This is a genomic window from Bradyrhizobium sp. 41S5, assembly GCF_011516665.3.
GTDB lineage: Bacteria > Pseudomonadota > Alphaproteobacteria > Rhizobiales > Xanthobacteraceae > Bradyrhizobium > Bradyrhizobium quebecense.
The window spans coordinates 1677655-1696966 of the sequence record NZ_CP083721.1 but is presented as its reverse complement, the minus strand read 5'-3'; the positions used below and the strand labels follow the sequence as shown (position 1 = coordinate 1696966).

The 19312-nt window shown below is 65.3% G+C and carries 18 protein-coding genes and 1 pseudogene; 10 read left to right on the top strand and 9 right to left on the bottom strand.

The genetic code is table 11. From position 1 onward, the window contains the following. Nucleotides 1–11 precede the first annotated feature (11 nt). Nucleotides 12–1469 carry a glutamate synthase subunit beta gene (locus tag HAP47_RS07975; RefSeq protein WP_173638717.1) on the top strand — a complete coding sequence of 486 codons (1458 nt, stop codon included), beginning with the start codon at nucleotides 12–14 and terminating at the stop codon, nucleotides 1467–1469. 165 nt (nucleotides 1470–1634) lie between these two features. On the opposite strand, the gene HAP47_RS07970 is transcribed toward HAP47_RS07975, so the two are convergent. After that, entirely contained in the window at nucleotides 1635–3413 is a 1779-nt protein-coding gene (locus HAP47_RS07970) for an outer membrane beta-barrel protein (RefSeq protein WP_173638718.1), read from the bottom strand. A 145-nt stretch (nucleotides 3414–3558) separates the two neighbouring features. On the opposite strand from HAP47_RS07970, the gene HAP47_RS07965 reads away from it, so the two are divergent. After that, nucleotides 3559–4566 (top strand): KpsF/GutQ family sugar-phosphate isomerase, encoded by a 1008-nt coding sequence (locus HAP47_RS07965; protein ID WP_173638719.1) that lies wholly within the window; start codon nucleotides 3559–3561, stop codon nucleotides 4564–4566. A 614-nt stretch (nucleotides 4567–5180) separates the two neighbouring features. Here the strand turns inward: HAP47_RS07965 and HAP47_RS07960 are convergent. Next, the gene (locus HAP47_RS07960) at nucleotides 5181–5720 is read right to left on the bottom strand and encodes a carboxymuconolactone decarboxylase family protein (protein WP_173638720.1); all 540 of its coding nucleotides are present in this window, start codon (nucleotides 5718–5720) and stop codon (nucleotides 5181–5183) included. An 89-nt stretch (nucleotides 5721–5809) separates the two neighbouring features. On the opposite strand from HAP47_RS07960, the gene HAP47_RS07955 reads away from it, so the two are divergent. Next, entirely contained in the window at nucleotides 5810–6145 is a 336-nt protein-coding gene (locus tag HAP47_RS07955; protein WP_173638721.1) for a winged helix-turn-helix transcriptional regulator, read from the top strand. Here HAP47_RS07955 and HAP47_RS07950 read toward each other — a convergent pair. The 3 genes from HAP47_RS07950 to hemH all read right to left on the bottom strand — a co-directional run bounded on the left by HAP47_RS07950 (nucleotide 6142) and on the right by hemH (nucleotide 8909). After that, nucleotides 6142–6588: an NfeD family protein gene (locus HAP47_RS07950; RefSeq protein ID WP_173638722.1), complete on the bottom strand. Its 447-nt coding sequence runs from the start codon at nucleotides 6586–6588 to the stop codon at nucleotides 6142–6144. The genes HAP47_RS07955 and HAP47_RS07950 overlap by 4 nt on opposite strands. 42 nt (nucleotides 6589–6630) lie before the next feature. After that, nucleotides 6631–7632 carry an SPFH domain-containing protein gene (locus tag HAP47_RS07945; RefSeq protein WP_173638723.1) on the bottom strand — a complete coding sequence of 334 codons (1002 nt, stop codon included), beginning with the start codon at nucleotides 7630–7632 and terminating at the stop codon, nucleotides 6631–6633. Between the two features lie 239 nt (nucleotides 7633–7871). Then, nucleotides 7872–8909, bottom strand: coding sequence for a ferrochelatase (gene hemH, locus HAP47_RS07940; RefSeq protein WP_173638724.1), 1038 nt, complete (start codon nucleotides 8907–8909; stop codon nucleotides 7872–7874). A gap of 115 nt (nucleotides 8910–9024) precedes the next feature. On the opposite strand from hemH, the gene HAP47_RS07935 reads away from it, so the two are divergent. Beyond that, nucleotides 9025–9423 carry an MAPEG family protein gene (locus tag HAP47_RS07935; protein WP_173638725.1) on the top strand — a complete coding sequence of 133 codons (399 nt, stop codon included), beginning with the start codon at nucleotides 9025–9027 and terminating at the stop codon, nucleotides 9421–9423. An 81-nt stretch (nucleotides 9424–9504) separates the two neighbouring features. On the opposite strand, the gene HAP47_RS07930 is transcribed toward HAP47_RS07935, so the two are convergent. From HAP47_RS07930 to HAP47_RS07920, 3 genes are read right to left on the bottom strand one after another with little or no spacing between them, the layout of a single operon-like run. Further along, entirely contained in the window at nucleotides 9505–10626 is a 1122-nt protein-coding gene (locus tag HAP47_RS07930) for a nickel/cobalt transporter (RefSeq protein WP_371821747.1), read from the bottom strand. Further along, nucleotides 10623–11258, bottom strand: coding sequence for a DUF1007 family protein (locus HAP47_RS07925; RefSeq protein ID WP_173640601.1), 636 nt, complete (start codon nucleotides 11256–11258; stop codon nucleotides 10623–10625). The genes HAP47_RS07930 and HAP47_RS07925 overlap by 4 nt, the downstream gene beginning before the upstream one ends. Nucleotides 11259–11269: 11 nt before the next feature. Further along, nucleotides 11270–13345, bottom strand: a complete 2076-nt coding sequence (locus HAP47_RS07920; RefSeq protein ID WP_173638727.1) for a M3 family metallopeptidase — start codon at nucleotides 13343–13345, stop codon at nucleotides 11270–11272. 129 nt (nucleotides 13346–13474) lie between these two features. On the opposite strand from HAP47_RS07920, the gene HAP47_RS07915 reads away from it, so the two are divergent. The 6 genes and pseudogenes from HAP47_RS07915 (at nucleotide 13475) to HAP47_RS07890 (ending at nucleotide 18418) form a co-directional block, all read left to right on the top strand. Beyond that, a complete protein-coding gene (locus HAP47_RS07915; RefSeq protein WP_371821746.1) occupies nucleotides 13475–13735 on the top strand; it encodes a hypothetical protein in 261 nt (86 codons plus the stop codon). Between the two features lie 661 nt (nucleotides 13736–14396). After that, nucleotides 14397–15539, top strand: coding sequence for a type III PLP-dependent enzyme (locus HAP47_RS07910; RefSeq protein ID WP_173638728.1), 1143 nt, complete (start codon nucleotides 14397–14399; stop codon nucleotides 15537–15539). Between the two features lie 129 nt (nucleotides 15540–15668). After that, nucleotides 15669–16275: pseudogene (locus HAP47_RS07905) on the top strand (GNAT family N-acetyltransferase). Nucleotides 16276–16285: 10 nt separating this feature from the next. Beyond that, a complete protein-coding gene (locus HAP47_RS07900; protein ID WP_173638729.1) occupies nucleotides 16286–16453 on the top strand; it encodes a hypothetical protein in 168 nt (55 codons plus the stop codon). A gap of 92 nt (nucleotides 16454–16545) precedes the next feature. Beyond that, complete coding sequence (locus HAP47_RS07895) at nucleotides 16546–16935, top strand: RidA family protein (RefSeq protein WP_173638730.1); 390 nt, start codon at nucleotides 16546–16548, stop codon at nucleotides 16933–16935. 40 nt (nucleotides 16936–16975) lie between these two features. Further along, on the top strand, nucleotides 16976–18418 hold the full coding sequence (locus HAP47_RS07890; protein WP_173638731.1) for a homospermidine synthase: 1443 nt from the start codon (nucleotides 16976–16978) through the stop codon (nucleotides 18416–18418). Nucleotides 18419–18485: 67 nt separating this feature from the next. On the opposite strand, the gene HAP47_RS07885 is transcribed toward HAP47_RS07890, so the two are convergent. Next, entirely contained in the window at nucleotides 18486–19226 is a 741-nt protein-coding gene (locus HAP47_RS07885) for an acetoacetate decarboxylase (RefSeq protein ID WP_173638732.1), read from the bottom strand. Nucleotides 19227–19312 lie beyond the last annotated feature (86 nt).

Here is a 19312-nt window from a genome sequence, read left to right as displayed (position 1 = left end):
ATCGGGTTTCAATGGGTAAGATCACAGGTTTTCTCGAGATCGAGCGGCATGACCGCAAGTACGAGCCGGTCGCCGAGCGGCTCAAGAACTTCAACGAGTTCGTCATTCCGCTGAGCGAGAAGGACACGCGGGACCAGGCGGCGCGCTGCATGAACTGCGGCATCCCCTATTGCCACGGCACCGGCTCGACCGCGCCGGGCACGCCGGGCTGCCCGGTCAACAACCAGATCCCCGATTTCAACGACCTCGTCTATCAGGGCAACTGGGAAGAGGCCTCGCGCAACCTGCACTCGACCAACAATTTCCCCGAGTTCACCGGCCGGATCTGCCCGGCGCCGTGCGAGGCGTCCTGCACGCTCAACATCGACGACAACCCCGTCACCATCAAGACCATCGAATGCGCGATCGTCGACCGCGCCTGGGACAATGGCTGGGTGAAGCCGGAGATCGCGGCCGCCAAGACCGGCAAGAAGGTCGCCGTGATCGGCTCGGGCCCCGCTGGCCTCGCCGCCGCGCAGCAGCTCGCGCGCGCCGGCCACGAGGTGCATGTCTACGAGAAGTTCGCCAAGGCCGGCGGCCTGCTGCGCTATGGCATTCCCGACTTCAAGATGGAGAAGAACATCATCGACCGCCGCGTGGCGCAGATGGAAGCCGAAGGCGTCACCTTCCACTACGGCAAGGCGGTGGGCGGCTCGACGCCCGGTGCGATCGACCCGCAGGAGCTCGCCAAGCAGTATGACGCGGTGGCGCTGACCGGCGGCGCGGAAGCCCCGCGCGACCTGCCGATCCCGGGCCGCGAGCTCGCCGGCATCCACTTCGCGATGGACTTCCTGCCGCAGCAGAACCGCCGCGTCTCCGGCGAGCCGCTGAACGGCGCCGCCGACATCCTGGCCGGCGGCAAGCATGTCGTCGTGATCGGCGGCGGCGACACCGGCTCGGACTGCATCGGCACCTCGTTCCGGCAGGGCGCCAAGTCCGTGACCCAGCTCGAGATCATGCCGGCACCGCCCGAGCACGAGAACAAGGGCGTGACCTGGCCGAACTGGCCGCTGAAGATGCGGACCTCGTCGAGCCAGGCTGAAGGCGCGGTGCGCGAATTCGCGGTGCTAACGACGAAGTTCGAAGGCGTCGACGGCAAAGTGACAAAACTGCATTGCGTCAAGGTCGACGACAAGTTCAAGCCGCTGCCCGGCACCGAGTTCACGCTCGACGCCGAGCTGGTGCTGCTGGCGATGGGCTTCGTGCATCCGGTGCACGAGGGCCTGCTCAAGACGCTGGGCGTCGAGCTCGACCAGCGCGGCAACGTCCGCGCCTCCCTGCAGGACTACCAGACCTCGCGAGCGAAGATCTTCTCCGCCGGCGACATGCGCCGCGGCCAGTCGCTCGTGGTCTGGGCAATCCGCGAAGGCCGCCAGTGCGCGCGCTCGATCGACAGCATCCTGATGGGGAAGACGGACCTGCCGGGGTAAGCACGCCGGACCACAGCCACACACTGAACTGTCATCGCCCGCGAAAGCGGGCGATCCAGTATTCCAGAGATGTCAGCGCTTGAACCGATAGGCCGCGGCGTACTGGATGCCCCGCATGCGCGGGCATGACGAGCTGTGGCGGTGGCACGTGAGTGTTTCAGCAGCTTAGTTCTGCACCCGCACGCCCAGCATCACGACCGTCGACGCCGAGCTCTGTCCCGCCAGGTTCGAATCCAGCCAGTCGCGGCGGACCGTGCCCTTGATCCAGAGGCTGCGGGTCATCTTGTAGATCAGGTCGGCGGACACCGAGTAGATGGTGTCGTTGCGGTTATCGCCCTGGTACTCGAGCGTGCCGTAGGTGAACTTGCCGATCGCAGTGAGCCAGCGGCGGAAGTCGTGATCGACCTCTACGGTGTAGGTGCGCGACAGCACGCCGGAGGTGCCGGGCAGCGTGGTCTCGCCGAGCTGGGTGTCGGAATAGAACTTGGCCGTGGTCAGCGGCGTCGCGGTCCAGGTCAGCGACGCCGTCGTGAGCAGCCCCTCGAGCCGGTTGAGCCGCGTGTCGGCATAATCGCGCATCGCGTAGCCGATCGAGATTTCGCCGAACAGCAGCCGCGTGAACTCGAACGAGGTGCCGGCCTTGGCGTAGCCGCCCGATGAATCGCGCGCGTAACCGGCGCGGTCGAGATAGAGATCGTGGACGCGGCTGTCGCCCTGCACCTCGATGAAGGGCTTTATGGCCGGGTTGAGCTCATAGCTGAGGCGGCCGATGCCGCCATATTGCGTGAAGTTGCGGTCGTCGTTCGACGACGAGGTGCCGTCGGTCAGCTTCGACCACTGATAATCGGTACGGTCGACGGTGGCGCCAAGCGAGACCTGCATGCGGTTGAAATTCTGGTCGATGCCGAAGGTGCCGCCGACCGTAGAGTAGATCGGATATTTGGCGAGGCCGGCCTGCACGTTCGGGCTGCCGGGATTGTCGGTCGAGACCAGCATGCGGGCCTGCGCCAAGAGATGCGTGTCTCTGGAGACGTCGAGACGGCCGTCGATATGGCCGGTGAAATTCGGACGGTCGATATCGAGCGGCGCCGACAGCGGCGTGCCGTCGATCGGCGTGAGTTGGGAGCCGTAGCCGGTGAACGAGCCGCGCAGATCGGCGACGACGGCGTGGCGCTCCCAGTCCGACACCGCGAGGAATTCCGGCGCGACCATGTAGAATGCCTTGCCCTGCGGCGAGTAGAGCCGGCCGGGGTTGGTATCGTAGCCGGCCATTACCTCGACCGCGGTCTTGACCATGAACGAGCCGGCGTAGTCGCCGACCGCGCTGAACGGATCGTCGTCGATCTTGAGCCGCCTGCGCGGCGGCTGGCCGACGATGGTGCCGGCCATCGCCGGCGGCAGCGGCGGCTTATTGGCGGTCTCCGACGGCGGGATCGACAGCCGCAACTGCCCGGCCGCCGTCAACGGCTGTGGCGTGGGCACCGGCGAGCCGGGTCCCGGCGGCGGCTTCGGCTTGGCCTGGCCCGGATAATATTTCGGCTTCAGGCGCTTGCGGTTGAGCGAGTCATAGCCTGACGTCGCGGCGCCGTTGGCGGCGGGGAGACCGTAGGTCGGGATCTGTCCGACGCGCTCCGGCGTTGATGCCGACGACGACGAGGCACGCCGGCCAGGATCGGCGTCGGGCAGCCTCAAGCCGTTGAGCGGATCCATGGCATCGGCGGTGGTCCGGCGCAGCGGCGAGTCCTGGGTGATGACCTGGCTCTGCCGGTTCGGGCTGAACAGATCCGGCGTCACGGTCTGGGCGTCGGCGAGCCCGCTGGTCGCGGTCAGCAGAAGGCACGGCAAAGCCACGCGAATGAAGCATCCGCGCCGATTTGGGCCGCTTGCTGGCCGCCGCCACACGATGGAAATACCCCAACGAATCCATGCACTTGACGTACGCATCCCGCCGGGCGGCGAAAAACGTCGTTAATGGAGTTAAAACAATTATGGTTAATGAGCCGTTGAGGATCCGCCGCCGCGTCGCATCGCGGAATCGAACGTGCTAAGGGAGACGCCCGGGTGCAAAAACCCTCCCCTGGAATCCGAAATGGCCAAACCGAAACCGCTGATGACCAAATCATCCGGCCCCGATGACGGCGCCGTTCAGTCGGCGCTCCGCACCCTCGATGCCGAAGCAAGCGGCGTCGCTGCGCTCTCTGCGGCACTCAAGTCCGACCTCGGCGCGGCGTTCACGGCGGCGGCCGAACTGATCCGCAAGGCCAAGGGGCGGCTGATCGTCACCGGGCTCGGCAAGTCGGGCCATATCGGCCGCAAGATCGCCGCGACCTTCGCCTCCACCGGCACGCCGGCGTTCTTCGTGCACACCGCCGAAGCCAGCCACGGCGACCTCGGCATGATCACCGCCGACGACGCAATCCTGGCGCTGTCATGGTCCGGCGAGCAGCCGGAGATGCGCAACCTGATCGCCTATGCCGCGCGCTTCGGCATCCCGCTGATCGCGATGACCGCCGACAAGGACTCGACGCTGAGTAAGGCCGCCGACGTGCAGCTGACGCTGCCGAAAGCGCGCGAGGCCTGCCCGCATAATCTGGCGCCGACCACGTCCTCGCTGATGATGCTGGCGCTCGGCGATGCGCTGGCGATCGCGCTGCTCGAAGGCCGCGGCTTCACCTCGACCGACTTCAGCGTGCTGCATCCGGGCGGCAAGCTCGGCGCGCTCCTGAAACATGCCCGCGACCTGATGCACAGCGGCGAGGCGCTGCCGCTGAAGCCGCTCGGCACCAAGATGTCGGACGCGCTGATCGAGATGACCTCCAAGGGATTTGCCTGTGTCGGGATCACCGACCACAACGGCGACCTCGTCGGCATCGTCACCGATGGCGACGTTCGCCGGCATATGCATCCGAACCTCCTGGCGCAGTCGGTCGATGAGATCATGACCAGACCGCCGAAGACGATCGGGCGCGACACCCTCGCCGGCGAGGCGCTGGAACTGCTCAACAAGCTGAAGATCATCACGCTGATCGTGACCGAAGGAAAGAAGCCGGTCGGCATCATCCACCTGCACGATCTGCTGCGCGCCGGCGTGGCGTAGCCTTCGGATTTCTGGGGTAGTTTGGCCGAACGCGTAACCCACCAATCTTCCGAGCAGACGCGGCGGAGTACGGTTCGCCAACCCACCTACGCTCCGCTCTTCGCCGGCCAGTTGGCCGTCCCAGAGGGCCGAGATTTCGCGAATCCGAGTGTGGTCGTCACATCACGAGCGGTGTTTGAATTGGCTGCGATTGGTTTGTTCTTATCTTTCACCGTCTGGCTTGGAGCTCTGGCGTGCTTCGTCATCGGCTTCTACCAGCATACGTTGTTCACCCAGGAGTGGGGCGAAGATCATGCGTCCCACGTGGATTGGGTCACGCGGTCGTGGATGTCGTCCTACGCAATTCTGTCTCCCAATCTCTCCGAGAGATGCCAAGCCCGACGTCGGAAGGCTTGGGGCATGCTTGTCTGCGCAATTGTCCTTATGGTCGTCTGGATCATGCTGGCGATGCTGCAGATTGGAAGGTAAAGCGTGCCCACCGCCCCGCACGGGAATTGGCGGGCGTGCTGCGCCTTGCGCACCCTACGTTCTTCTCAACCCTGTCATTCCGGGGCGGCGCGCAGCGACGAACCTGGAATCGCGCCAACAGGTGGCGCGCCCCGGAATGAGATCGGTTACTTCGGAAACCGCGCCGCGGTCGTCTCCAGCGGCAGCGCCAGCGCGTTAGCGAGGTAGGAGACGGTGCGGTAGAAGCCGCACAGCAGGATGATCTCCAGCACCTGATCGTCGTCATAATGCGCCGACAGCGCCGCGAATTCAGCGTCATCCAGCGTCGCGAGCGCATGCAGCGCGTCGACCGCGGCGATCAGCGCCTGCTCGGCCGGCGACCAGCAATCCGCATCGGCCTTGCCGCGCACGGTGGCGTGGACCTGCTGCTCCGACAGCCCGGCGGCGGCGCCGAACGCGGTGACATGCACGCCCCATTCATATTCGCATGCATTGAGCGCGCAGGTGCGGTCGATCACGATCTCGCGTTCCCGCAGGGGCAGCGGCCCGCGGTCGAGCAGGCTGCCGCCGCGAAACTTTTCCCAGGCGCGCGGGTGCCCTGCCATCATGCGGAACAGCACTAGCGGCGGCTTGCCGCGCATGATGCGGTCGAAATGCTGTTGAACGTCTGCCGCATAGGGCGGATCGAGCGGTGCGATGCGTGACATGGGCTGATCTCGTCGCTACATTTACTGTAGCGCCACGCTACAATATCTGTAGCGATCGACGCAAGCGAGATTCGAGAGGGGTTCGCGACATGGCGAAGCAGGTTCCCACCGCCAAACCCGGCGTCCGCGGCTCATGGACTGGCCGCCCGATCATGGCGCTGCTCGATCTATTGGGACGGCGCTGGACCTTGCGCATCGTCTGGGAGCTGCGGGAGGGCGCTCTGACCTCGCGCGCGCTGCGCGCCGCCTGCGACGAAGCGTCACCGGCGATCCTGCAGACGCGGTTGACCGAACTGCGCGAGTCCGGGCTCGTCGAGCTGACGGATGATGGTTACAGCCTCACCGCGCTCGGCCGGGAGCTGCTCCAAACCTTCACGCCGCTCAATCGCTTCGCCGAGCGCTGGAGCAGACAGGGCGGCAGCTAGACCGCGGCCACCGTCAGGCTCGCGCCGTCGGCGCGGACCACCTTGACCCGGCTGCCGGCCGGCGCATCGGGGCCGGCCACGCGCCACACCGTGTCGTCGATCCGCATCGTGCCTGCCCCGTCGACGATCGGCTTCTCCAGTGTGAATTCGCGGCCGACCAAGGCTTCGTTGCGGCGGTTGAGGAACGGATTGGTCTTGCTCGCCTCGGTCGCGCCCCTGGCAAAATGCCGCCACACCGGCACCGCCAGCGCGGCGAACACCGCGAACATCAGGAGCTGCGTCTGCCAGGACGGCGTAAAGACGAACGACAGCAGGCCGACCAGCAGCGCCGCGAGCCCGAGCCAGAACAGGAACACCCCGGGCGCTGCGAGTTCGAGCGCCATCAGGATGAAGCCGAAGATCAGCCAGTTCCAGGTACCCAATGTCGAAAACATCTCGGCCATGACACGACCTCTCACATTGCAGGCGCGATGCCGTCAGCAATCTTACCGCTGCGGCGGCACCGGCGGTGGTGGCATTGAACCTGCCGGCGGCACCGAGCCGCGCCGTGCGGCGGCCGCGGCGGATGCGGCACTCTCCCCGAAGGTGGCCTTGGCGATCTCGCCGATGCCGGCGAGCGAGCCGAGGATGCTGGTCGCCTCGATCGGCAGCATCAGCACTTTCTGGTTCGGCGAATCAGCCAATTGGCCGAACGCCTTGATGTACTTGTCGGCGATGAAATAGTTCAGCGCTGCGACGTCGCCCTTGGCGATGGCATCGCTGACCATCTGGGTGGCTCTCGCCTCGGCTTCGGCGGAGCGCTCGCGCGCCTCGGCGTCGCGGAACGCAGCCTCCTTGCGGCCTTCGGCCTGCAGGATCTGGCCCTGCTTGGCGCCCTCGGCGCGCAGGATCTCGGACTGCCGCTGGCCTTCCGCCTGCAGGATGTCGGCGCGCTTGACGCGCTCCGCCTTCATCTGCCGGCCCATCGCCTCGACGAGGTCGGCCGGCGGCACGATGTCCTTGATCTCGATTCGATTGACCTTGAGGCCCCAGGGCGACACCGCGGCGTCGACCACGCGCAGCAGCCGCTCGTTGATCTCGTCGCGATGCGACAGCACCTGGTCGAGATCCATCGAGCCCATCACCGAGCGGATATTGGTCATGGTCAACACGATGATCGCCTGGTTGAGATTGGCGACCTCGTAGCTCGCCTTCGCGGCATCGAACACCTGGAAGAACGCGACGCCGTCCACCGTCACGGTGGCGTTGTCCTTGGTGATTACCTCCTGCTCGGGGATGTTGATCACCTGCTCCATCATATTCATCTTGCGCCCGATGCGATCGAAATACGGCACGATCAGATTGAGGCCGGGCGACAGCGTGCGGGTGTATTTGCCGAACCGCTCGATGGTCCAGTCATAGCCCTGCGGAACGGTCTTGATCCCGGCGAACAGCGTGACGATGACGAGAAGAACAAGCGCGATCGCGAAAATGTCGAAGCTAGTCATAAAGTCCTCCAAGGCACCGCGAGACCCGCGAGACCGTCGCCAGGCACGGTCGTGCATTGGTCGGCAGGACCGCTCCGCCGGTTCAGCCGGCTGTTATTCTCTCTAGCACATAGGAAGCGGTTGTCGGACTGCCAGATGCACGCAAGCTGAACACGAGATGCAGCAAGGCTGAACGAACCACTGTGTCCGCTGTCACGGATCGCTAACAATCAGATCCAGCCTGCCTGGATCAAGCCTCGCTAGATCCAGCCCTGAAGCTCGCGCAGCACGAGCTGGCGGATCACGTCCATGCCGGCCTCGCTGTCGTTGAGGCAGGGGATGGCCGCGAACTGCTCGCCGCCATTGTGCCGGAAGATCTCGGCATTCTCCTGCGCGATCTCCTCCAGCGTCTCCAGGCAGTCGGCGGAGAAGCCGGGCGTGACAACGGCAATTCGCCGCACGCCGTCCCTGGCGAGCTTCTCAACCGTCTTGTCGGTATAGGGCTGCAGCCACTCGGCATTGCCGAAGCGCGACTGGAAGGTGAGCATCAGCCTGTCGGCATCGAGCCCGAGCCGCTTGCGCAGCGCGTTGGTCGTGGCAATGCATTGCGCCTGATAGGGATCGCCCTTGTCCACATATTCCTTCGGCATGCCGTGAAACGACGCGAGGATGACCTCGGGCTGGAACGGCAGCGTCGCGAGACGGTCGTCGATCGAGACCGCGAGCGCCTCGATGTAGTCGGGATCGTCATAGTAAGGCGGCGTCACCCGCAGGATCGGCTGCGCGCGCATCCCGGCCAGCACGCGAAACGCCTCATCGCAGACCGTCGCCGACGTCGCCGCGGAATATTGCGGATAGAGCGGCACCAGTAGCAGCCGGCTGCAGCCTTGCGCCGTCAGAGCCTCGATGCGTTGCTTGATCGACGGGTTGCCGTAGCGCATCGCCCAGTCGACCACGACGTGATCGTGATCGGCGATCGCCTCCGCCAGCTTGTCGGCCTGCGAGCGCGTGATGGTCTTCAGCGGCGACTCGTTCTTCTCGGTGTTCCAGATCTTCAGATAGTCGCGCGCCTTGCGGGCCGGGCGAACGCGTAGGATGATGCCGTTGAGGATCAGCTTCCAGAGCAGCCCCTGGTCCTCGATCACCCGCGGGTCGGACAGGAATTCCCTCAGATAGACCCGAACGCCGGCGGCATCCGCCGTATCCGGCGTGCCGAGATTGACCAGCAGCACGCCGACGCGTTCCGGCTTCGGCGCCGCGGCCGGCTTCGCGCTCTCGAAGGGGATCACCGTGCTCATGATGGCGTTGCGCCTAAAGTCCTTCACTTGGGGGCATTGGGCTTCGCGCGTTGCTCCAACCTTGTCAAGCCGAGTGCCGGTTGGCTACGTTCCGGTCCGTGAATGGGGAGGAACCATGACGATCGCCGAATGGTGCGTCTTCGGGACGCTGCTGCTCTCGCTGCTGACGATCGTATCGGTGAAATGGGCCGGCATAAGCGGTTTCGACAATTCAAAACCGCGCGATCCGGATTTCTACCACGACCCGATCCGCTCGCGGGCGCTCGGCGCCCACCAGAACGGCATCGAGGCCTTCCCGTTCTTCGCCTTCGCCGTGCTGCTCGCCGAATTCCGCGTCGGGCCGCTGCGGCTGATCGACGAGCTGGCGGTGCTGTTCCTGATCGTGCGGATCGCCTACGTCTTCACCTATATCGGCAACCGCCCGACGCTGCGCTCGATCCTCTGGAGCATCGGCTTTGCGATCAACATCGCGATATTCTTCCTGCCGGCGATAAGGGGGTATCTGACGAGTTGAAGCCGCAGTCCCGTTATCCGTCATCCCCGCGCAAACACGAAGCCTTTGCGCGGGGGTGACGGATCACTCGAAGTTAGGACTTCAAAGGCACGTCGCCCGCTCGGCCGCGACATAGCCGAACAGCAGCCCGAGCCCGAACAGCAGCACCAGACCCGCGGCAGCAAACTCCAGGCCGCGCATGATCACCATGCCGCCCCCGTCGCGCGCCGCGCTCAATCGCTCGGCCACGCCGCGTGCCGACACCGCGACGAGCGCGATCGCCGCCACCGTGATGGCGGTGCCGAGCCCCATCACGAAGGTCGCGGCAACGCCGGCCCAGAACAGGCCCTGCGCCAGCGCAAACACCAGCACCAGGATCGCACCCGAACACGGCCGGATCCCGACCGTGAGGATCGCACCGAAGCCACGCCGCCAGCCGCCGGGACCGGCGAGCTCAGCCGGCGTCGGGCCGTGCGAATGGCCGCAATGCTCGTCATGGACGTGCTGCGCGTCATGCCCGTGATCGTGGCCGTGATCATGATGATGGCCATGATCGTCATGCGCGTGACGATGATGGTGATCATGGCCATGGTCGTGGTGATCGTGATCATGGTGGTCGTGATCGTGCTGATGCGCGCCGGCCATCGCCAGCGCCGGCCGCGGCAGCTGGAGCGCGCGGAGGAAGCCGCCACCCTTGACCCAGACCAGCCGGGCGCCGAACGCCGCGATCAGCGCGTAGCTCGCGATCTCGATCGCCTTCTCCGCGCCGCACATGGTCTTCGCCGTCGCGTTGAGCAGCCAGGCGCAGACGCCGACGATCAGAACCGCGACCAGCGACTGCATCAGCGCCGAGGCGAACGACAGGACGATGCCGCGCCGCGCGGTCTCGCGATTGGCGACCATGTAGGACGAGATCACCGCCTTGCCGTGGCCGGGGCCGGCGGCATGGAAAATCCCGTAGGCAAAGGAGATCGCGAGCAGCGTCCAGACCGCCGAGCCGTCGGATTTCGCGGCGCGGATGGTCGCCGAGATCTCGCGGTAAAACTCCGACTGTTTGGCCAAGAGCCAGCCGACGATCCCGCCCTGCGGCTCCGCCGCGCGCGGTGCGCCGAACGGATTTTGCGCCAGCAGCGCATGAACCGCGCCATCGAGCACCGCGAATGCCGCCAGCACAACGGCGGACACGGCGAGGCTACGCATCGCGCGGGAGGCGATCGGCTTCATGGGCAATCCACCGTGATCTTGTTGGCGAACATCATGCCGAAATTGCCGTTGCCGCCGTCGAGGAAGTTCTGCTCGCCGAGCTTCTGCGCGGCGGCGGTGCCGTCGTTCGGCCGCTCGAACTGCATCTTGCAGTCTACAGCGGCGCCGACCAGCTTGACCGGCTCCTTCTCCGCGAACTGGAAGTCGATGAAGTAGGTCGGGTCGAACACTTCCAGCGAGAGCTGCCTGGCCTTGAACGGCGTCTTCACCGGCAGGGTGAAGTGCAACGTCAGCGCCGAATCCTTGTATTCGAGGAAGTAGTCGACCGGTTCGGCGAACTTCTGCTTCTTGCCGTCGCCCTTGGCGAAGGTGAAGTAGGCGTATTCCTTCAGCGACTCGACATTGGTCTGCGCCAGCGGCGCCAGTTCCTCGCGGCTGTAGGCGCCCTTCACCTTGGTCTCGATGCCCTGCAGCGCATAGGTCGAGAACATGTCGTCGAAGGTCCAGGCGTGGCGGACGGCGGTGATGGTGCCGTCAGGCGCGTAGATCAGCTCGCTTTTGGCCACGATCCAGACATGCGGATGGGCCTCGGCGGCGGCCGTGCCGAGCACGACGGACACCGCGAGCACGAGCCCGGCGATCAGGCGGTTCAGAGACGGCACCTTCAGGCCGCCTCAGGCGTCTCGAGGAGGCCGCGACGGCGCAGGAGCGCGTCCGGCTCGGGCTCGCGGCCGCGGAAGGCGACATAGGCCTCCTCCGGATCGCGCGAGCCGCCCGACGAGTAGATGTCGTCGTGCAGCCGCTTGGCGGTCGCCGGATCGAAGATATCGCCGGCCTCCTCGAAGGCGCCGAAGGCGTCGGCGTCCATCACCTCCGACCACATGTAGCTGTAATAGCCGGACGCATAGTGGTCGCCGGAGAAGATGTGGCCGAACTGGGTCGGCCGGTGCCGCAGCGAGATTTCCGCGGGCATGCCGATCTTCTCCAGCTCCTTCTGCTCGAAGGCGCGGACGTCGCGGCTCGCCGCCGCCGGCTGGGTGTGGAATTCGAGGTCGACCAGCGCCGAGGAGACGAACTCCACGGTGGCAAAGCCCTGGTTGAACTTGCGCGCGGCGAGGAAGCGCTTGAGCAGGTCGTCCGGCAGCGCCTCCCCGGTCTGGTAGTGGCGGGCGAAGCGCTGCAGCACCTCGGGTCGCTCCTGCCAGTGCTCGTAGAGCTGCGAGGGCAGCTCGACGAAGTCGGTGAAAACAGATGTCCCCGACAGCGACGGATAGGTCACGTCCGAGAGCATGCCGTGCAGGCCATGGCCGAACTCGTGGAACAGGGTCCGCGCGTCGTCGGGCGACAGCAGCGACGGCGCGCCGTCGGCGCCCTTGGCGAAGTTGCAGACGTTGATGACCAGCGGCGCGACGTCGCCGTCGAGCTTCTGCTGGTCGCGCAGCGAGGTCATCCAGGCGCCGGAGCGCTTGGAGGGCCGCGCGAAGTAGTCGCCATAGAACAGCGCCTTGTGCTGGCCGTCGCGGCCCTTGACCTCCCACACCCGCACGTCCGGGTGCCAGACCGGCACGTCCTTGCGCTCGGCGAAGGTGACGCCGAACAGGCGGGTGGCGCAGTCGAAGGCGGCCTCGATCATATGGTCGAGCACCAGATAGGGCTTGATCGCGGAATCGTCGAAATTGGCGCGGCGCTGGCGCAGCTTCTCGGCATAATAGCGCCAGTCCCAGGCCGCCAGGGTGAAATTGCCCCCCTCTTCGGCGATCAGCGCCTGCAGCGCGTCGCGGTCGGCGAGTGCCCGCGCCCGCGCCGGCTTCCAGACCCGCTCCAGGAGGCCGCGCACCGCCTCCGGCGTCTTGGCCATGGAATCCTCGAGGCGGTAGGCGGCGTAGGTCGGGAAGCCCAGAATCTTCGCCGTCTCCTCGCGGAGCGAGAGAATCTCCACGATGGTCGCGTTGTTGTCGTTGGCGTTGCCGTTGTCGCCGCGGGCCGTGAAGGCCTTGTAGACCTTCTCGCGCAGGTCGCGCCGGGACGAGCTCTGCAGGAACGGCTCGACCGAGGAGCGCGACAGCGTCACGATCGCCTTGCCGGGCTTGCCGCGCTCTTCCGCCGCAGCCTTGGCGGCCGCCACAAATGTGTCGGAGAGGCCGGCGCGGTCGCCCTCGCCGAGCTCCATGGACCACTCCTGCTCGTCGCCGAGCAGATGGTGGCTGAACGAGGTGCCGAGCTGGGCGAGGCGCTCGTTGATCGCGGCCATGCGGGCCTTGGCCGCGTCGTCGAGCCCGGCGCCGGAGCGGCGGAAGCGGATATAGGTGCGCTCCAGGAGCCGCATCTGCTCGCCGGTCAGGCCGAGCGAGGCGCGCTTCTCGTACAGCATGGCGATGCGGCCAAACAGCACAGCGTTCATCATGATCGGATTCCAGTGCCGCGCCATCCGGGGCGAGACCTCCTTGTCGATCTCCAGGATCGCAGGGCTCGAATGGGCCGAGACCAGGTCGTAGAACACCGCCGAGACCTTCGACAGCAGCTTGCCGGAGCGCTCCAGCGCCGTGATGGTGTTGTCGAAGTCGGGTAGCGCCGGATCATGGGTAATCGCAGCCACTTCGGCCGAATGGTCGGCAAAGGCCTGCTCGAAGGCGGGGAGGAAATGCTCCGGCTTGATCTCGGCGAAGGGCGGCGTCTCGAGCGGCGTCTGCCATGCCTTGAGGAGGGGGCTGGCGTGAGCGTCTGCGCTGGTTTCTGACATCGAATATCCGTTTTCCGCCTTGAAAATGCGGCCCAATCTATATCACGCGATACGGCATTTTTGGGCCTTTTGCGCTTGATAGATGGGCACTTTTCGGAGAGATTGCGCCCCCTGAACAGGACCTATTCCATGACCATGCAGCCCTCCACCGCAGGCACCAGCCGGATCCTCTGGCCGAGCGTCATCACCGTGATTTCGGCGGCGATCCTGATCGGCGCGGAAGTGTTCGGCGCGGCCTTCGCCGGCGGCTGGGCGCTCGCGATCGCGCTCGGGCTCGGTGATCTCGGCGCGCACATCCTGCAGGCCGTGATGTTCGGCATCGGCGTCCTGATCATGATCGCCTTCATCCGCGCCGCGCAGCGCATCGAGCCGTTCACGCGTCGCGCGTGAGCTGAAGCGATTCAAGAAAGCGCTGCGGCACAGGGCTTAAACGCACACGCTTCGTTAGTTATTCTTAACAGCCGTTCATCTTCAACGCCTGCTGCGCGCGCCATCGCAAGCACGCGTTAGGGAAATTTGTCGCTATCGCAAAAAAATTCTTGCGAAGCGGATTCAAAAGACTTATTTCCTGCTTTGCCCAATTTCGCACGTGCCTGTGGTCGTGTGTCAGTCGGTAGGTATCCGGACAAGAGGCCGGACAGCCGCCAAGGGGTGGAAGAACCGAGGGTCGCTTACGTCCGTCAGGACACGAGGCGGCCAGCATCTCTCTCCAGGGATGCCGTTGAAGGTCTCGCCACTCTTTGCAACCGTGACTGGCAGCCGGAGGCGAACCGGCGCACCCCGCTCTCCACGGGGGACGCGACTTAAAGCAACGACGGATCGGGCTTTTTTGGTCTCTACCGGCAGTCCAACGCCGGCGCGGGCTACTGAAAAGGCTTGTCCTTCATTGCCAGGTGAGCGGGCGGGGAACTCTCCCAACCAATCCACGGCAGCACAGTCTGGTTTGAGTCTTTTGGCTTCGTTGCGCCTCCATCGCGCGATGTGGCTGGAGCGCTCTGACCCGACGTCATGTTGATGCGGATCCCGTCGCTGGGGCCGCATGGAGAGTGCCATGACTGAACGTATCCAGGAATTCCTGCGCAACCGCCGCCAGGATGGTCTCGACACCGAGCCGTGCCTCGTCGTCGACCTCGAGGTCGTGCGCGACAATTACCAGACCTTCGCGAAGGTGCTGCCGGACAGCCGCGTGTTCTACGCGGTGAAGGCCAACCCGGCGCCCGAAGTGCTGGCGCTGCTCGCCTCGCTCGGCTCCTGCTTCGACACTGCGACCGTTGCTGAAATCGAGATGGCGCTGGCCGCCGGTGCGGCGCCGGACCGCATCTCCTATGGCAACACGATCAAGAAGGAGCGCGACATCGCGCGTGCCTTCGCGCTCGGCATTCGCCTGTTCGCGGTCGACTGCGCCGCCGAGGTCGAGAAGGTCTCCCGCGCCGCACCCGGCGCGAAGGTGTTCTGCCGCATCCTCTATGATTGCGCCGGGGCCGAGTGGCCGCTGTCGCGCAAGTTCGGCTGCGATCCGGAAATGGCGGTCGACGTACTCGACCTCGCCAAGCGCCTTGGTCTGGAGCCGTGCGGCATCTCGTTCCATGTCGGCTCGCAGCAGCGCAAGGTGAAGGCGTGGGACCGCGCGCTCGCGATGGCCTCGACCGTGTTCCGTGACTGCGCCGAGCGCGGGATCAACCTCACCATGGTCAACATGGGCGGTGGTTTCCCGACCAAGTATCTCAAGGACGTGCCGCCGGTCCTGCAGTATGGCCGGTCGATCTTCCGTGCGCTGCGCAAGCATTTCGGCAACCAGATCCCGGAGACGATCATCGAGCCGGGCCGCGGCATGGTCGGCAATGCGGGCATCATCGAGACCGAAGTCGTTCTGATCTCGAAGAAGAGCGACGAGGACGAGGTGCGCTGGGTCTATCTCGACATCGGCAAGTTCGGCGGTCTCGCCGAGACGATGGACGAGTCGATCCGCTACGCCATCCGCACGCCGCATGACGGCGCGGACATGACGCCGTGCGTGCTCGCGGGCCCGACCTGCGATAGCGCCGACGTGCTGTACGAGAAGCTGCCGTATCCGCTCCCGGTGACGCTCGAGATCGGCGACAAGCTGCTGATCGAAGGCACCGGCGCCTATACGTCGACCTACTCGTCGGTGGCGTTCAACGGCATTCCGCCGCTGAAGACCTACCACATCTAAGCCGCCTCCTTTTCGAGGCTTGATAAACCGGGAGCCGGCCCCGCCGGCTCCTTCCTGATCATTTTTGATTTCTCCGAACGACGCTTGCGCGGCGTGCGACATGCCGTTGCAAGCGGGGACTGACGTGCCATGACTGCGAAACGGAACACCCCCGTTGCCCTCATCCGAAAAGCCGCCCCGTTCGCGATCCGCGCGGAGCGCGGCCTCGGACGTCGTCGCGCGCGAAGCGCTGCTGGATGCATGCTTTGGCGAAAACCGCCATGCCCGCACTTGCCAGCGCCTGCGCGACGGACGCGCGCCCGCCCAAGGCCTGAGCCTTGCGGCCGTGCGCCAGGACGGCCGGCTGGTTGGAACCGTGCGGCTGTGGCACGTCAGCACGGGGGGCCGCAGCGCGCTGATGCTGGGGCCGCTGGCAGTCGACGACGACTGCCGCGGCCTCGGCGTCGGCGCCGCGCTGATGCAGCGCGCGCTGGCCGTGGCGAAGGCCCGTGGCCACGGCGCGGTGATCCTGCTTGGCGATGCGCCCTATTACGCACGCTACGGCTTCACCGCCGCCAGGACCGGCGAATTGTCGCTGCCCGGCGCATTCGAGCGCGAGCGGCTGCTCGGCCTCGAGTTGGTCGAGGGCGCGCTGGACGGCGCCTGGGGTATGATCACGCCGACCGGCGCACCGCTGCCCGAGAGCAAGGCAACCCGCAACCGGAAGGCACCGCTCGCCGTGCCGCACGCGGCGTAAGGCGGGCGCCATGGCAGAGAACGTTCCCGCAATCGATGGCGCGCGCCCGCGTTGGCGCGGCCTTGTCACCACGGTCATGCTGGTCCTGATCTCGGTCATGATCGTCCGGGACATCCTGATCCGGCGCTGGACCGGCACGCCGCCGTCGCCGCCGGACACCACGCAGCAGTCCCACTAGCGCCGGCTCTCAGGCTAGAATCCAAGGGGTTGCGCGGGCGCTAAAAATGCCCGTAAACCCCCGCACAGAAGCTTTTTCCGTCGAGGTCCAGCATGCCCCGCCGCCTGATTTCCACCGGCTCGCCGTTCGAGAAGACCGCGGGCTACAGCCGCGCCGTGATCGACGGTGACTTCGCCTTCGTCGCCGGAACCACCGGCTACGACTACACCACCATGACCATGCCTGATGATGTCACGAGCCAGTCACGGAACTGCTTCAAGACCATCGAGGCCGCCCTCAAGGAGGGCGGCTTCGCGATGGCCGACATCGTCCGCGCAACCTACTACCTCACTGACATCAGTGACGTGGATGCCCATTTCGCGGTCTGCGGCGAGGTTCTCGGCGACATCCGCCCGGCCGCAACGATGCTGATCGTCGCGGGGCTCTACAAGCCCGAGATGAAGGTCGAGATCGAAGTCACAGCAAAGCGACGCAACCCCTGATCCACTCTACCCGCCGCTAGGCACTCTCCTGGAGAAAATGATGAGCCCCTCCTCGCAGATCTACGCGAAAATCACCGGCCCCATTGTCATGATCGGCTTCGGCTCGATCGGCAAAGGCACGTTGCCGATGATCGAGCGGCATCTCGATTACGACAAGTCACGTATCACCGTGATCGATCCCAAGGATGAGGGCCGCAAGGCACATTGCGAGAAGCAGAATGTCAAATTCATCCAGCAGGCCGTGACCAAGGAAAATTATCGCGACTTGCTGACCCCTCTGCTCACTGAAGGCGGCGGCCAGGGCTTTTGCGTCAATCTCTCGGTCGATACCGGCTCGACCGACATCATGGAGCTCTGCAACGAGCTTGGCGCGCTTTATATCGACACCGTCAACGAGCCCTGGCTCGGCTTCTACTTCGATTCGTCGAAGGGCCCGGAAGCGCGCTCCAACTACGCCCTGCGCGAAGTGACACTGGCCGCCAAGAAGGCGCGTCCCGCCGGCTCTACGACGGCCGTCTCCTGCTGCGGCGCCAATCCCGGCATGGTCTCGTTTTTCGTCAAGCAGGCGCTGCTCAATGTCGCCGCAGATCTGAAGCTCAATGCGCCGAGGCCGAAGACCAAGGCCGAATGGGCGGACTTGATGCGGCAGGCCGGCATCAAGGGCATCCACATTGCCGAACGCGACACCCAGCGCGCCAAGTCGCCGAAGGAGCCTGATGTGTTCGTCAACACCTGGTCGGTGGAAGGTTTCCTGTCGGAAGGCGTGCAGCCGTCGGAACTCGGTTGGGGCACCCATGAAAAATGGATGCCCGAGAATGCGCGCACCCACGAAGCCGGCTGCGGCGCGGCCATCTATCTGATGCAGCCCGGCGCCAACACGCGGGTGCGGACCTGGTGCCCGACCCGCGGCGCGCAATATGGCTTCCTCGTCACCCACAACGAGTCGATCTCGATCTCCGATTACTTCACGGTGCGTGACGCGTCGGGGAAGGCGATCTATCGGCCGACCTGCCACTATGCCTATCATCCGGCCGACGATGCCGTGCTGTCGCTGCATGAGATGTTCGGCCGCGCAGCGAAGATGCAGGAGAAGCACCACATCCTCGATGAGAACGAAATCGTCGACGGCATCGACGAACTCGGCGTGCTGCTGTTCGGCCATGACAACAATGCCTATTGGTACGGCTCACAGCTCTCCATTGAGGAGACCCGCAGGCTCGCGCCCTATCAGAACGCGACCGGCCTGCAGGTGACCTCCGCCGTGCTGGGCGGCATGGTGTGGGCGCTGGAGAATCCGAACGAGGGTATCGTCGAAGCCGACGAGATGGACTTCGATCGTCTGCTGGAAATCCAGCTGCCGTATCTCGGCCCGGTGAAGGGTTTCTACACCGACTGGACACCGCTGACGGATCGTCCGGGACTGTTCCCGGAGGATATCGACACGAGCGATCCCTGGCAGTTCAAGAACATCCTGGTGCGCTGACCACACAGCGTACGTTGAGAACCAAAATGCCCCGCCTCACGCCGGGCATTTTGCTGTCTGGCGCCGCTCACCTCGCCATGTAGTCGAACGCGACCGAGCCGAGGCCGAGTGTCAGGTCCGCCTTGTAGTGCAACGCCGAGACCACCTCGCGCACCGGCAGCCGGGCGACGTCGCACAGCGCGTGCGGAAACAGGCCGAGCGCGGCGGGGCCGGTCCAGGCCTCCTTCAGCACGATGTCGTCGAGATGAAAGCGCACCAGCTCGCAGATCCGCGGGCTGCCGTCGACATGCGGGATGATCTTCAGAATAAAGTTCGGCGCTTTCATCGCGTTCAAGACCGTGTCGTGATCGACCTTGTGGTACTTGTAGCCCATCGTGGCGGAGGCGCAGAGCACCGAGCCGTAATGCAACGAGCCGACCAGCACGTCGCTCTCGACCGCGATCTTGGGCCGCGCCAGTTTCTTCGGAAATCCCCACAGCTCGCGGCCGCCGGCGATCGGGGCCTCGTCGTCGAGATACATCGCGTGGGTATAGGCCCCGAGCTCGCCCTTGAAGCGGACCGGGATCACCTGCCCGGTCTCGGTGTAGTCGCCGAAGCCGGTCGAGTCGGGCATGCGGATGAATTCATACTTCACGACGGGCTCGGCGACCTCGAGCGGCTCCGGCACCACGGCCGCCAGCGCTTCGGGGTCGGTCTTGTAGGTGATGATGAAATATTCGCGGTCGAAGAACCGGTACGGCCCCGGCGGAAACGACGGGTTGGTGAGCGGCATCGAATAGGCGGTGCGCCGGATGTCCTCGATCTTCATGAAAGGCCCCATCTGTCGTTGGCAAGACGACAGATTATGGCGGGCGCGGGCGGCGGAGGCGAGACCGTATAATCGGCAGCATCAGT

Bases quoted from the DNA above. Each gene is read 5' to 3' on its own strand.
- HAP47_RS07975 (WP_173638717.1), top strand. From the start codon at position 12: ATGGGTAAGATCACAGGTTTTCTCGAGATCGAGCGGCATGACCGCAAG.
- HAP47_RS07970 (WP_173638718.1), bottom strand. From the start codon at position 3,413: ATGCGTACGTCAAGTGCATGGATTCGTTGGGGTATTTCCATCGTGTGG.
- HAP47_RS07965 (WP_173638719.1), top strand. From the start codon at position 3,559: ATGGCCAAACCGAAACCGCTGATGACCAAATCATCCGGCCCCGATGAC.
- HAP47_RS07960 (WP_173638720.1), bottom strand. From the start codon at position 5,720: ATGTCACGCATCGCACCGCTCGATCCGCCCTATGCGGCAGACGTTCAA.
- HAP47_RS07955 (WP_173638721.1), top strand. From the start codon at position 5,810: ATGGCGAAGCAGGTTCCCACCGCCAAACCCGGCGTCCGCGGCTCATGG.
- HAP47_RS07950 (WP_173638722.1), bottom strand. From the start codon at position 6,588: ATGGCCGAGATGTTTTCGACATTGGGTACCTGGAACTGGCTGATCTTC.
- HAP47_RS07945 (WP_173638723.1), bottom strand. From the start codon at position 7,632: ATGACTAGCTTCGACATTTTCGCGATCGCGCTTGTTCTTCTCGTCATC.
- hemH (WP_173638724.1), bottom strand. From the start codon at position 8,909: ATGAGCACGGTGATCCCCTTCGAGAGCGCGAAGCCGGCCGCGGCGCCG.
- HAP47_RS07935 (WP_173638725.1), top strand. From the start codon at position 9,025: ATGACGATCGCCGAATGGTGCGTCTTCGGGACGCTGCTGCTCTCGCTG.
- HAP47_RS07930 (WP_371821747.1), bottom strand. From the start codon at position 10,626: ATGAAGCCGATCGCCTCCCGCGCGATGCGTAGCCTCGCCGTGTCCGCC.
- HAP47_RS07920 (WP_173638727.1), bottom strand. From the start codon at position 13,345: ATGTCAGAAACCAGCGCAGACGCTCACGCCAGCCCCCTCCTCAAGGCA.
- HAP47_RS07915 (WP_371821746.1), top strand. From the start codon at position 13,475: ATGACCATGCAGCCCTCCACCGCAGGCACCAGCCGGATCCTCTGGCCG.
- HAP47_RS07910 (WP_173638728.1), top strand. From the start codon at position 14,397: ATGACTGAACGTATCCAGGAATTCCTGCGCAACCGCCGCCAGGATGGT.
- HAP47_RS07900 (WP_173638729.1), top strand. From the start codon at position 16,286: ATGGCAGAGAACGTTCCCGCAATCGATGGCGCGCGCCCGCGTTGGCGC.
- HAP47_RS07895 (WP_173638730.1), top strand. From the start codon at position 16,546: ATGCCCCGCCGCCTGATTTCCACCGGCTCGCCGTTCGAGAAGACCGCG.
- HAP47_RS07890 (WP_173638731.1), top strand. From the start codon at position 16,976: ATGAGCCCCTCCTCGCAGATCTACGCGAAAATCACCGGCCCCATTGTC.
- HAP47_RS07885 (WP_173638732.1), bottom strand. From the start codon at position 19,226: ATGAAGATCGAGGACATCCGGCGCACCGCCTATTCGATGCCGCTCACC.